The organism is Chryseobacterium cupriresistens (genome assembly GCF_046614675.1).
In the GTDB taxonomy this organism is placed as follows: domain Bacteria; phylum Bacteroidota; class Bacteroidia; order Flavobacteriales; family Weeksellaceae; genus Chryseobacterium; species Chryseobacterium cupriresistens.
Window position 1 is genome coordinate 1 of record NZ_JBKKJT010000006.1, and the last position, 13,791, is coordinate 13,791.

Below are 13,791 nucleotides of genomic sequence, written 5' to 3' on the forward strand. Positions count from 1 at the left end.
AGACCTTAGATATTATCCTGCCAACTTACAAGCGTTCTTGTAAAGAATTTGGATTCCTGCGGAATGATACAATGGGAATAGGGATTTATACTCAATAATATGTTTACATAGAAATCTGCAATATGAAAATTCAATACCAATATTCCTTTTCTACCTGGAAACCCGAACCTCGAAACTCAATAACCAGAACCTCATCATTCATCATTCATCATTCATCATTCATCATTAACCACTTATCATTAACGACTCCTACCCTAGCCCTGATAGAAATGGTTACCCCGCAGCTTGGGTTAGAGGGTGGGGGGCTCTTCGGCTTCGCTCAGGGTGACAGCGTTGGAGTGCGTGGGCGCGAGGAGTATGAATGGATAGCAGGAAGTAGCTCCTGAAAAAATTGGAGAGTTGGAGAGTGAAAAAGTTTGAGGGTATTGGATGAAGAATTAAAAAGCTTATTCCTTTCTGCATAGCTGATTCTTGCTTATAATTCACTTTTTCAACCGTAACAATAGATGTAATAATGATAAAAAAGGATCAACATTTTTTTTGAATCCTTACATTTGTAGTCCATTCCGGTTTCTAAGGAATGAAATGAGTTTTATATGACAGACAGAAAATATAAGGAAACGGTACATACGGATAAAAACCAATACAAATATATTACGGTAACCCATGACGAAAATAACGTCAGAATCTATACTTTGAAAAATGGATTAAAGGTTTTTCTTGCTCAGAATTTTGATGCTCCGAGAATACAGACCTTCATTCCGGTAAGAACAGGAAGTAATAATGATCCAGCTGATAATACAGGGCTGGCACATTATCTTGAGCATATGATGTTTAAAGGAACTTCAAAAATCGGAACTCAGAACTGGGAAAAGGAAAAAGAACTTCTTGATCAGATCTCGGCTTTGTATGAAGAACATAAAGCGGAACAGAATCCTGAAAAGAAAAGGGAAATCTACAAGAAGATTGATGAAGTTTCCCAGGAAGCCAGCCAATATGCCATTGCCAATGAATATGATAAAGCGATTTCTTCTCTGGGAGCCAGTGGTACCAATGCGCATACCTGGTTTGATGAAACGGTTTACAAAAACAATATTCCGAATAACGAACTTGAAAAATGGCTGAAAATAGAGAAGGAAAGGTTCTCTGAAATTGTACTTCGTCTTTTCCATACTGAGCTGGAATCGGTATATGAGGAGTTCAACAGAGCGCAGGACAATGACACAAGACTTGTGAACTACGAACTGATGGATGCTCTTTTCCCGACTCATCCTAACGGGCAGCAAACAACACTGGGAAAACCGGAACACCTGAAGAATCCATCGATGAAGGCTATTCATAAGTATTTTGATGAATATTATGTTCCTAATAATTATGCTATGGTACTGGTTGGGGATCTTGACTTCGATGAAACGATCCAATTAATTGATCAGTATTTCGGGACTCTACCTTATAAGGAGCTTCCTAAAAAGACACCCATTACTGAACAGCCTATTACAGAAGTTGTAGTCAGAACGGTAAAAAGTCCTACTACTCCACGTACTCAGATTGCATGGAGAACGGATAGCTATGGAACAAGAGAAGCAATGCTGACTGATGTAGTTGCGAATATTCTCAGCAACAGAGGAGAAGCCGGATTATTGGATTTACACATTAACCAGACGCAGAAGATGCTTTGGGCTCAAGCCTTTTCTGTAGGACTAAGACAGTATGGATATTTCTCCATTGTTGCGGTTCCTAAGGAAACACAGACTCTGGAGGAAGCAAAGAATATGGTATTGGATGAAATTGAGCTGATCAAGAAAGGAGATTTTCCGGATTGGATGCTGCCAGCCATCATCAATGATTTCAAACTTCAGAGAATGAAAGGTCTTGAGACCGCCGAAGGTCTTGCCACCAATCTTTACGATTCTTATATAAAAGGAAGAACCTGGGAAGAGGAACTGAATGAAATGGATGAGTATGCCTCTTTCACCAAAGATGACGTAGTGAATTTTGCCAATGAGTTTTTCAAGGAAAACTATGTGGTTGTTAATAAAGAAAAAGGGGTAAACGACAAACTGATCAGAGTTGAGAATCCAGGTATCACTCCTGTTAAGATCAACCGTGATACGCAGTCAGAGTTTCTGAAAGAGATTTTAGCGGATAAAACTGAGGATATCAAGCCTGAATTTATTGATTATCAAAAAGAAATCGTTACAGATCAGCTTAACGGAAAGAAATTAAGTTTCGTAAAGAATAAATACAACGATATTGCTCAGGTACATTTCATTTTCTCTTTTGGAAGTGATCATGACAGAGATTTAGGGGTTTCAACTCAGCTTCTTCAGTATTTGGGAACTGATACCCTTTCGCCGGAGGATTTAAAAAAGGAATTTTTCAAAATCGGAATCAGCAATGATTTTAAAACAACGAACAATCAGTTGACCATCTCGCTGAGCGGACTGGAAGAAAATATAGAAAAAGGAATTGCCCTTCTGCAGCATTGGATGCGTGATGTGCAGCCTGATCAGGAAATCTATAATCAGTTTGTGGGAACAGTACTGGAAAACCGCCAGGCCATGAAGAAAGATAAAAACCGTATTATAACAGCCCTGAACAATTATACAAAGCTGGGCAGCAACTCACGTTTTACGGATGTTATTTCTAAGGAAGAGCTTGAAAACAGCAGTGCTGAAGTTTTTACAGACAGAATGAAAAAGCTTTTCCAATATCCTTACCAGGTATTTTTCTATGGTAAAAATTTTGAAACCTTTACAAAATACATCGGTGGGTACATAGAACCTGAAACCCTTCAGATACCGGAAGCCAAACTGTATCCGGAACCGGCAACGGGAGGAAACGTGTATTTCATCAACTATGATATGGTTCAGATGGAAATGAGCAAGATTGGTAAAGGAAACGAAGTGAACCCGCTTCATTTTGGAAAGATCAATGTTTTCAATGAATATTTCGGAAGAGGATTATCTTCCATTGTTTTCCAGGAGATGCGGGAAAGTAAAAGCCTTGCCTACTCTGCCTATGTATCTTACGCGGCAAATTCTGAGTTGAACCATCCTGATTATGTAACGACCTATATCGGAACCCAGCCTGACAAGCTTATGATCGCTGTAGATACCCTGAATGAACTGATGAACGAGCTTCCGGAAGTTCCTATTCAGTTTGAGAATGCCAGAAATGCAGCTTTGAAACAGATTGCTTCAACAAGGGTTACCCGAAACAATATATTCTTCAATACCTTAAGACTGCAGAAATTAAATATCTATCATGATTTCAGAAAAGATATTTATGAACAGATCCAGCACTTGGCATTTGAGGATATCAAGCATTTTTATCAGACAGAAGTCAAATCAATACATTTTAACACCGCTATTATCGGCAAAAAAGAGAATCTTGATATGGAAGCTGTCAACAAAATGGGGATATTTAAAGAAGTAAGTCTGAAAGATATTTTTGGACATTAAAAACAAACCGCCTGATCATTCTATCGGGCGGTTTGTTTTTTTATAAGTAATGAATGATAATTGATCACGTGTAGCTCATCCTTCATCATTCATCATTCATCATTCATCATTCTATTACGTCATCATGCAATCTCCGTCACCATCCTGATAGTTTGGGTTAAAATGACCGGGAAGCAATTCCAAAAGATTTTTATGAAACAGGTACTCCCTTTTAAAATCACGTTCATAGATAGGGGAAAATACTTTTGACTGTTGTATTTCCCTGTTTAGTACGGTTTGATAAGAAGTAAAGCCTTTTACTTTATGACTCACGATGAAATACTGTAAAAACCGGATAACCTCATCGAAATTACCGTCCGTAAAAAGGTAAGGTATTTTAAGATAGCCATCACGGAGCTGCAGCAGAAAACAGGATGTAATCTTGTTATTTTTATTTAAAATTTTGATCCAGAAATATTTAAAGCTGTCGGCAAAACTTGAAAACAGGTATTTTTCATCTTTTTTGCCTTCCAAAACCCAGGGATTTTCTATAAAAGAATTGATTTCGTCTGCATTGCGCATCCCGGGAAACCTGTTCATAAAATATGCACTTTCTTTGTCGATATGATCCAGAATTTCATATTTAAAATCTGGTTTTGGTGCGGCCAGGTTCTTTATTGAGATCACTCCATTGGCAGCGGCATCCAGAATTTGAAAAAGAGGTTTCAACGGTTGTGTTCCCGGTTTCTTTTCAGGAATCATTTTAGCGGCATCGGTTCTGAAGTAGTAGCGTTTGCCTTCTTTGGGAAAGACATATTCAAAAACACCCATAATATTGTAGAGTGCTTCTGCTTCTTTGGTAAATTCTGTAATGGCAATCCGGCCTTCGTATTGTTCAAAAACTTTTTTCAGCAATGCTTTCGCCGGTCTTTTTTTTCTGTATTCCGGGTTTACATACAGGGTACTGAGCCAGGCATAGCGGATTTCTTTTCCATCAATGATAAAACAATCCGGAAAACATCCCACATAACCGATCAGTTTATCTTCATAAAAAGCAAGAATAAGAAGTGCATCTTCGTCTGCTGCTTTTGGATTCTGAATATGAGACAGCGCACGGTGTCTGGTAACCGGAAGAAAATCATACTGCCGGAAAGCTCCGGAGGATATAAAATCTTCCAGTTCTTTTCTATTGAATGTTTTCAGCGTTATCATTTTCTCACAATCGTATTTTTATTCATCAGGCTTTTCAATCTGAAGTAAGCTGTTTCTTTTTTCAATATCTGTGCTCCGCTCTCTCCCATTTCCATTGGAATTCTTTGAAAGTTTCTCTTCACACTGTCCAGTTTTATACCGGCACACCCAAAGCTGCAGTAGATCTCTTCATTTTTATAAAGTTCATCAAAAAAATCTTTCTTTACTTCAAAATCGGTAAAAGGGAATGCAAAACTTTCGTACAAAAAACCATTTTCTTTTAAATAGCCAAAAGTTCTGTTGGTTGTTGCCATTTGTTCTTTCAAAGACAGATCGCCATATTTGGGATGATCCCAGCTGTGCGAAGAGATTCCGAAGCCTTTTCGGGTAAGTTCTTTTAATTGATCTGTACTTAAATAAGGTTGGTACTGTTTTGAATAGGCTTTAAAATCTACCTCAAGTTTTTCACCAAGCTGATCCAGAATATCTTTTTCCTGATAATTTATGGATAAAATTTTCTTTTGTAAAACCCTTCTATCCATATTTTTCAACGACAGGATAAAATAAATTTCGGGATCTATGGTTTTTATTTTTTCAGCAGCATCGGCAACAAGGCTCGCTTTGCACCTGAACATCATCTCTTTATTATCTATGAAAGCCGGATTGATAAAATTACAGGCATATATTCCTTTTCGTTCCAGAATGGGAGCCGCAATATCGTAAAACTCTCTGAAACCATCATCAAAAGTTAAAAGGGCAATTTTTTTTGAAGGTTTAAAGCTTCCGGCTATATAATCCTTAAACTCCTGCCAGTTCACAAACTGAAAATTACTGGCCATGTGATCCAGATCGTCTTCAAACTGCTGAGTCGTTTTATAACGGATCACATGTTTTAAATGAGGAAGTTCTTTATCGGAAACACTGTGATAAAGCGGCAGACAGTAATCCAGCGGAAATGATTTTCCGATATTCCCAGTTTCAAAAGCTGCCAAAACATTGATGATCCTTTCTTTCATCCTATTGTAAATAAAAAAGAATCTATTCAAAATTAAATTCAAATAGATTCTTAAAGGTATAACTTTTAAAATTATTTTATAATCTTCATTTCATCAACAATCCACTTTGAGTCTGCGAACTTATCAATAATGAAAAGAATATATTTTGTATCTACCATGATGTTTCTGCTGAAACGCGGATCATAATTGATGTCACTCATTGTTCCTTCCCACTGTCTGTCGAAATTCAATCCGACAAGGTTTCCGTTAGCATCAAGAGCCGGGCTTCCTGAGTTTCCTCCGGTTGTATGGTTGGTAGCAGTGAATCCTACAGGAACATCACCTGTTTTATCTTTATAGATTCCGAAATCTTTTTTGTTGTAAAGATCAATCAGTTTCTTTGGAACATCAAATTCGTAATCTCCGGGAACATACTTTTCCATTACTCCTGCAAGGTGAGTCTGGTATCCGTAAGAAACGGCATCTCTAGGAGTGGAACCTTTCACTTTACCGTAAGTTACACGAAGCGTTGAGTTGGCATCCGGGAAGAATTTTCTGTCTTTATCCGTCTTCATCTGCTGCGCCATGAATTTTTTCTGCAAAGCATCAATTTTTGCCTGCATTGAAGTGTATTGCGGATCTGCAGTTTTCATATAGGTTTCTTTCATCGAAACATATAATTGATAAATAGGGTCTTTCTTTAAAGTTCTGATCAGTTTATCCTGATTAGAAAATGCTTTATCAATATCAGCAGTTAAAGTTCCTCCGTTTACAGCAGTTCTTCCTGTAATGACAGAGTTTTTAGACATATCTTCTACAACAGGAATATTAGCGTTCTCATCTTTATATTTGCTGAATCCTGCCGGTAAAAACTGTGGTGCTGTTTTATTAACGTACAAAGCCAATAGTTTTGCAGTTACTTTTGCATCAAGCTCAGCACTGTAATCTTTATAGAAAGAAGTTAATTTCGTTTTCAGCTTTGATAGTTCTTTTTCATCCATTCTTCCTGCTTCTACAGACGCAACGAAATCATAATAATCACCAGCTAATTTCAAAGTCTCCGCATTTTTGATTACTTCTGTATAGTAAGCGTTGTTTAATGCATAAGGAGCCTGATCGTTGTACAGTTTATTCAGCTGATCCAAAGTAGTCTTGATCTCAGGATTTTTAGCGACCAAAGAACCTTCATACATTACTTTCTTTTCTACAGCATTGGATTTTTTCAATCCTTCTACTTCACCGATCCATTTTTTCCAGTAGTTGGCTACTGAAGCATATTTTGAAGCATATTTGATACGGGTTTCATTGTCAACACGCATTTTTTCGTCCAACGTTTTCAGAGCCACATCACGTACCGCAATTCTTGCAGGGTCAATATCTTTCATGATCTTCTCTACAGCGATTGCAGGAAGGTATTCTGTAGTTCTTCCCGGGAATCCGAAAACAAAAGTAAAATCGTTCTCGTTTTTATCTTTGATAGAAACCGGTAAATAGTGCTTTGGAACGTATGGTACATTGTCTTTTGAATATTCTGCAGGTTTGTTGTTCTTGTCTGCATAAATTCTGAACATCGAGAAATCTCCGGTGTGTCTCGGCCAAACCCAGTTGTCTGTGTCGCTTCCGAATTTCCCGATGCTTTGAGGCGGAGCTCCTACAAGACGGATATCTTTATACGTTTCGATGGTATAAGCATAGTATTTGTTTCCATAATACATTGGTTTTACCATGATTGACTGGTAAGATTCAATTTTCTGAGAGTTTTTATACACCTCAATATTGTTGTTGATCTTTTTAGTAAGTTCAGGTTCTGTAAGATTGTCCGTACCTTCTAAAATAGGATCAGTAACTTCTTTTATATCTACAATAAAATCTACTTTTACTCCCGGATTAGGAAGTTCACCTTCTGTATTTTTTGCCCAAAATCCGTTTGAAAGAAGATCATTCTGAACGGTAGAGTGTGCCTGAATCTGCCCAAAACCACAGTGATGGTTCGTTAAAAGCAATCCTTTAGGCGAAATAATTTCTGCAGTACATCCGCCGTTAAACTGTACAACCGCATCTTTAATGCTTGGTTTCTGAGGATTGAAAATATCTTTTGCAGAAATCTTCATTCCTAAATCCTTCATTTCCTTTTCATTCAGCTCTGTAGGAATCCACATTCCTCCATATTGTTGCGCAAATGCCATTGCAGCTGGCAAAAGAAATACAGATAAAAGTATCTTTTTTGTCATAATCAAAATTTTGCCCCAATTTACAAAGAAAAATAGGAACAGGCTTTATAAAACGGGTGGAAAAGTTACTAAGAGTTCGTTTTTGGAAAATAGTGATGGTCAATAGTGAATCTTGCTTCACAAGTGAATAGTGAATTTTTATAATCAAACAGTAAGTAAATTCATTAAAAATTGACAAGCGGAGCGAATTGACTATTCACCATTGCTCAATCTGCTGTTCAATGTTCTTCTGGCTCAATTTTTGTTGATTGGAAGTAACTTTATTATTAAAAACATCCTTAAATTAATTATTATGATGAAAAGTAAAATGCTCATGTTGGGAATGGCATCAGCTCTGTTCCTTGCTTCATGTTCTAAAAAAGAAACCACTGAAACAACAGCGACTACAGATTCTGCTACGGCTGTACAACCTGTTGCTGCAGACAGCATCACTAAAGCTACTCCTACAGCTGCTGGTGATACGTCTGAAAATGCTCTGGACTGGGCCGGAACTTATGAAGCAACAGTTCCTTGTGCAGACTGTCCGGGAATCAAGACTTCTTTAACATTGAATGATGATAAAACATTCAGTATCACGGAGGAATATCTTGAGAGGAATTCAAAAAATCAGGATAAAGGCACTTTTGAATGGGATGCTACAGGAAGCATGATTACTTTAAAAGGGAAAACAGCCCAATATAAATATAAAGTGGGTGAGAATATGTTGATCCAACTGGATATGGAAGGAAAAGAGATCGATGGCCCTAACAAAGATCTTTATGTATTTAAGAAAAAATAAAAATAAAGGCTTCGGCCTTTATTTTTTTGCTTTTTACCGTCTAAAACTGATACGCTTTAATTTTCGGATCATCCACCAGACGGCCGATGACTTCCTCATGATGGCTATTTTTTCCCGTAAGCCTCCATATTACGGTAAAGCTTTCCTGGGAATACTGCTGTTTAAGCATCTGATATCTTAAATGATTTTCTTTAAATATATTTTCACAATATTTAATATCCTGCGAGTCTGTTACGGCAATTTTGTATTCCCTTACTTTATTATAATTATCAATAAAATTCTGGAGATAAGTCAGGGCACTTAAAATAAGTAATACCAACGTAGTTCCCAACAATGCAATATAAACATAGCCGGAACCTACAGCCATTCCAATAGAAGCAGTTGCCCAGATAGTGGTTGCTGTGGTAATTCCTTCAATTTTATTATCTCCTTTGAAAATGACTCCTGCCCCCAGAAATCCGATTCCTGTAATAATATTGGCGGCAAGACGATCCGGATTGTCCACACCTATTTTTATAGAAAGTATCGTAAAAAGGCAGGCACCGAAGCACACGAGAATAAAGGTCCTGAGACCGGCCGACTTATTACGGTATTCACGTTCAGCACCAATAAACAGTCCTAGAATAACTGAAATAAGGATCAGCAGCAATTCATTTTTAATAATATAATGGTCCTGAAGAAAATCCATCTTTTATAATTTAAACAGAGAATAAATTTACAATAAATCCTATTAAGGAACTATCTTTGCTGAGGAGATTTTGCGTTGCTGCCTCAAAAAATTTGTTTCACAAAAAACTTTTGTAATGTTACATTTTAATTGCGGAAATTTTCTTGTATAAAAGGGATATTCATCAACGCAGGAAAATGTCACTTATTAAAAAAATCAAAAAAAATAATACTTATATACTATTATGGATAAAGAAATTTCACACTTCTGGTTAGGATATTTCAAGAGTGAAGAAGACTTTTACAACTTTGTAGAAGAGGATGAAAATTACTATATAGAGGAAGAAACTGATGATCAGTATGTTTCCAGGTTTGCAGAATCACAGAACATCAAATGGTTTGATGATGATTTTATTGAATATGGTTTTGAGGATGAAAGCCTTAGTCTTTATGATAAGTTTGCAGAGTATTCTTATGCTGACCAATGGCTTCCGGTTCTGGAAAATAAATTAAACGAACTCAGTCTGGATACACCCGTAAATGCTATTATTTTCGCCACAAGATTTGTTATTCCTAATCCTGTTTCTGTAGAAAATGATGATTTTTCACTGCATTATGTGGGAGAAATAGAATACGATATTTAATAACCAAAGCAAAACTGCTTTCTCAACACCGGCAACAAGTGATTTCATGATACGTGTGATCACTTGTTGTTAATAGAAGAATAAAAGCATTTGGGAAAGAAGATAACAAAAGAAATTGATCTTTAATTTATAGAAAAACACTTTTATAATTTGGCGCTCTAATTACGGAAAACCGTAAGTTATTCTCGGTTGTCCAAAATATTTTTGCTTATCAAAAATATAATTATGTCTATTAAATGTCCAAAGTGCCAAAAAGAATTAAGTAGTACCGATATCTTTTGTTCACAATGTGGCTATTCCATTAAAAATGAATCCACAAAAAATTCTTCACAAAAAATTTCTTATAATACACCTCAAAAAAAGGGTAATGGATGTGGTATTGCTTTACTCATATTTATTGCTTTTTTATTTACAATATTTCTGATTAGAACCTGCTCTAAAACAGAAAATACGTCTAGTCTAACAACCAATTCAGTATCTCAATTATCTAAAGAGGATAGCATTAAAAATAAAATACGAATTGACAGTATTGATAAACAACAAAAAATTGAGGAAGAAAAATTCTTAAAAACAAAAGCAGGAAAAATTTATAAAAAGCATCGCGAATGGTCTAAGGAAGACTGCATTAAAATTGCAGAACATCAGGTGTGGATTGGAATGCATTATGATATGCTCGTATATATGAGAGGAAAGCCTAATAATGTCAACACATCAAACTATGGTGATGGCCCACATTATCAGGCATGTTGGCATGATTATGACCCATCTTGTTTTTATTTTGATGAAAGTCAAATTATAACTTCTTATAATTAAAAAGGTGAGCAAATAGCTCACCTTTTTACCTATTTTTAAACTACTATTTAATAAAAATTAATGTGCTTCAAGCCAGTTATTTCCTACTCCAATTTCTACCAATAAAGGAACCTGCGTTTTCAGGGCACTTTCCATTTCAGTTTTGATCAGTTTTGAAGCGGCATCAATCTCATCTACCGGAGATTCAAAAACAAGTTCGTCATGTACCTGAAGAAGCATTTTTGTTGTAAGCTGCTGCTCTTCAAGCTCTCTGGCGATTTTGATCATGGCAATTTTAACGATATCGGCAGCACTTCCCTGAACTGGTGCGTTTACCGCATTTCTTTCTGCATGACCTCTTACCACGAAATTGTTGGAATTGATATCTTTCAGATGACGCTTTCTTCCCAATATGGTTTCCACATACCCCAACTGGCGTGCTTTGCTCACCTGCTCAGCCATGTATTCCTTCAGTTTCGGATAGGTTTCGAAATATGCTTCGATCATTTGTTTAGCTTCTGTACGGGACAATCCGGTTTGTTCTGCCAAAGCAAAAGCTCCTTGTCCGTAGATAATTCCAAAGTTTACAGTTTTAGCCTGGCTTCTCTGGGTTTTGGATACCTCAGCCAAAGGAATTTTAAAGAGTTTTGCCGCTGTGGAAGCGTGGATATCTTCTCCATCCTGAAAAGCTTTGATCATATTATCTTCTCCTGAAATTTCAGCAATTAAACGAAGTTCAATCTGTGAATAATCGGCAGAGATAATCTTTTTTCCTTCTCCGGAAACAAAAGCACCACGAATCTGTTGTCCTCTCACCGTTCGGATCGGAATATTCTGCAGGTTGGGGTTTACACTCGCCAAACGGCCTGTAGCCGCTGTGGTCTGTGAGAAGTTGGTGTGTACTCTGTTATCTTTTTTCTCGATCTGTGAAGGCAAAGCGTCTACATAGGTTGATTTTAATTTCTGGTATGTTCTGTATTCCAGGATGTGTTTGATGATTTCATGTTTTGAATTCAGCTTCTGAAGCACATCTTCTGATGTTGCATATTGACCTGTTTTTGTTTTCTTCGCTTTTGGATCGAGCTGTAATTTTTCAAACAGAATCTCTCCCAGCTGCTTCGGTGAATTCATATTGAATTCTTCTCCTGAAAGTTCAAAAATCTTTGTTTCAAGCTGTTTCAGATCATTCTCAAGGTCAACACTTTCCTGTGCCAACCATTTTTCATCCAAAGAAATCCCTGAAAGTTCCATTTTTGCAAGTACTTCCATCAGAGGCATTTCAATGTTAAAGAAAAGCTCTTCCAGGTTCTCCTTTTTCAGCTGTGGTGCGAATAGCTCATACAACTGGAAAGTTACATCTGCATCTTCTGCTGCATAATCTGTTTGTGTTCTCAGATCAGCATCTCTGAAATTCCCCTGTTTTTTCCCTTTTTTTCCGATAATGGTTTCAATGGATACCGGTTTATAGTTCAGATATACTTCTGAGAGATAATCCATCCCGTGTCTTCCGTCCGGGTTCAGGAGGTAGTGGGCAATCATGGTATCAAACATGGCGCCTTTCACGGTGATGTCGTATTGTTTTAAAACTTTGTAATCAAATTTAAGGTTGTGCGCTACTTTCAGCAGGTCTTCTTTTTCGAAAAACGGTCTGAAAATCTCCAGGGTCTGCAACACTTCTTCCTTGTTTTCAGAGAACGGAATATAGTAAGCAAGTCCTTTTTTATAAGAGAAGCTCATTCCTACCAGTTCTGCTTCAAGCTCGTTTAATGATGTCGTTTCCGTATCGAAACATACCACTTTCTGCTGCAGCAGATTGTCAACCAGTTTTTTCTGTGCTTTCGGGTTATTGATAAACTGATACAGATGATCATTATTCTCAATCGTAGACTTTGTAGAAGTTGCCTGATCCAGTTCCTCAAAATTGGCAAAAAGATCAAGCTGCATAACCTGTCCTTTTACTTCGGTTCCGGCCGGAGTCTGTTTTACTTCTACTTCACTTACAACCACTGTTTCTACAGCTGCAGGAGCGAAAGCCCTGTAAAGGTTTTCGTATAGTCTTCTGAATTCTATTTCGTCAAAGACCTCTTTTACTTTTTCAAAATCCGGAGTTTCCAGGTCGTATTGTTCCTGATGGAATTCTACAGGAGCATCACAGATGATAGTGGCTAATTTTTTAGACATAATACCACGTTCTGCGGAAGCTTCTACTTTTTCTTTCAGTTTTCCTTTCAGTTTATCCGTATTGGCTAATAAATTTTCAATGCTGCCGAATTCTTTCAGGAATTTCATAGCAGTTTTCTCTCCTACTCCTTCCAATCCAGGAATATTATCTACTGCATCTCCCATCATGGCAAGGAAATCAATCACCTGCTTAGGATCATCAATCTCATATTTTGCCTTTACTTCTTCTACTCCTAAAATTTCAATGTCACCGCCTTTTAAACCTGGCTTATAAATTTTAATTTTATCCGTAACCAGCTGTGCAAAATCTTTATCCGGTGTCACCATGAAGGTGGTGTATCCTTCTTTTTCGGCTTTGCATGCAATAGTCCCAATGACATCATCGGCTTCATATCCTTCTACCCCAAGAATCGGGATATGCATTGCTTCCAGAATTTTGTGGATATATGGAATCGCAATTTTGATTGCTTCGGGAGTTTCGCTTCTGTTGGCTTTATATTCTGAGAAATCATCAGTTCTTACACTGGCCTGTCCAACATCAAAAACTACTGCCAGGTGTGTTGGTTTTTCTCTTCTGATCAATTCGATGAGAGAATTGGTAAAACCGAAGATGGCAGAAGTATCCAGACCTTTGCTGGTGAGTCTCGGATTCCTGATTAATGCGTAATATCCTCTGAAAATCATCGCATAAGCATCGATGAGAAACAGCCTTTTATCTTGTGTTGCGTCCATATTTTGAATAATGAACAAATATAAGAAAATAGGAGTAAAAGTTGATAGTTTGAGGAAGGGTTTCGGGGTATCGGGATGCGAGGTTCGGGATGGGGTTAAAAAAACAAAACAGCATACCCGAAGGTACACTGTTCCTTT

Annotated in this window: 9 protein-coding genes; 4 read left to right on the forward strand and 5 right to left on the reverse strand. The window is 37.2% G+C overall.

Features of this window, described 5'->3' with window-relative positions:
• The first annotated feature begins 596 nt into the window (after window positions 1-596).
• Window positions 597-3,464 carry a M16 family metallopeptidase gene (locus ACLI50_RS16525; protein ID WP_411414256.1) on the forward strand — a complete coding sequence of 956 codons (2,868 nt, stop codon included), beginning with the start codon at window positions 597-599 and terminating at the stop codon, window positions 3,462-3,464.
• Between the two features lie 114 nt (window positions 3,465-3,578).
• Here the strand turns inward: ACLI50_RS16525 and ACLI50_RS16530 are convergent, their stop codons facing one another.
• The 3 genes from ACLI50_RS16530 to ACLI50_RS16540 all read right to left on the reverse strand — a co-directional run bounded on the left by ACLI50_RS16530 (window position 3,579) and on the right by ACLI50_RS16540 (window position 7,860).
• Window positions 3,579-4,655, reverse strand: coding sequence for a GNAT family N-acetyltransferase (locus tag ACLI50_RS16530; RefSeq protein ID WP_411414257.1), 1,077 nt, complete (start codon window positions 4,653-4,655; stop codon window positions 3,579-3,581).
• Window positions 4,652-5,650, reverse strand: coding sequence for a polysaccharide deacetylase family protein (locus tag ACLI50_RS16535; protein WP_411414258.1), 999 nt, complete (start codon window positions 5,648-5,650; stop codon window positions 4,652-4,654). Before ACLI50_RS16535 ends, ACLI50_RS16530 begins: the two co-directional genes overlap by 4 nt.
• Window positions 5,651-5,721: 71 nt before the next feature.
• Window positions 5,722-7,860, reverse strand: a complete 2,139-nt coding sequence (locus tag ACLI50_RS16540; protein ID WP_411414259.1) for a S46 family peptidase — start codon at window positions 7,858-7,860, stop codon at window positions 5,722-5,724.
• A gap of 292 nt (window positions 7,861-8,152) precedes the next feature.
• Between ACLI50_RS16540 and ACLI50_RS16545 the strand changes: the two genes are divergently transcribed.
• The gene (locus ACLI50_RS16545; protein ID WP_238349695.1) at window positions 8,153-8,638 is read left to right on the forward strand and encodes a copper resistance protein NlpE; all 486 of its coding nucleotides are present in this window, start codon (window positions 8,153-8,155) and stop codon (window positions 8,636-8,638) included.
• 40 nt (window positions 8,639-8,678) lie between these two features.
• On the opposite strand, the gene ACLI50_RS16550 is transcribed toward ACLI50_RS16545, so the two are convergent.
• Entirely contained in the window at window positions 8,679-9,326 is a 648-nt protein-coding gene (locus ACLI50_RS16550; RefSeq protein WP_411414260.1) for an MgtC/SapB family protein, read from the reverse strand.
• 223 nt (window positions 9,327-9,549) lie between these two features.
• Between ACLI50_RS16550 and ACLI50_RS16555 the strand changes: the two genes are divergently transcribed.
• Entirely contained in the window at window positions 9,550-9,948 is a 399-nt protein-coding gene (locus tag ACLI50_RS16555; protein WP_411414261.1) for an immunity 22 family protein, read from the forward strand.
• 225 nt (window positions 9,949-10,173) lie between these two features.
• Complete coding sequence (locus ACLI50_RS16560; RefSeq protein ID WP_411414262.1) at window positions 10,174-10,761, forward strand: zinc ribbon domain-containing protein; 588 nt, start codon at window positions 10,174-10,176, stop codon at window positions 10,759-10,761.
• Between the two features lie 57 nt (window positions 10,762-10,818).
• Here the strand turns inward: ACLI50_RS16560 and polA are convergent, their stop codons facing one another.
• Window positions 10,819-13,653: a DNA polymerase I gene (gene polA / locus ACLI50_RS16565; RefSeq protein ID WP_411414263.1), complete on the reverse strand. Its 2,835-nt coding sequence runs from the start codon at window positions 13,651-13,653 to the stop codon at window positions 10,819-10,821.
• Between the last annotated feature and the right edge of the window lie 138 nt (window positions 13,654-13,791).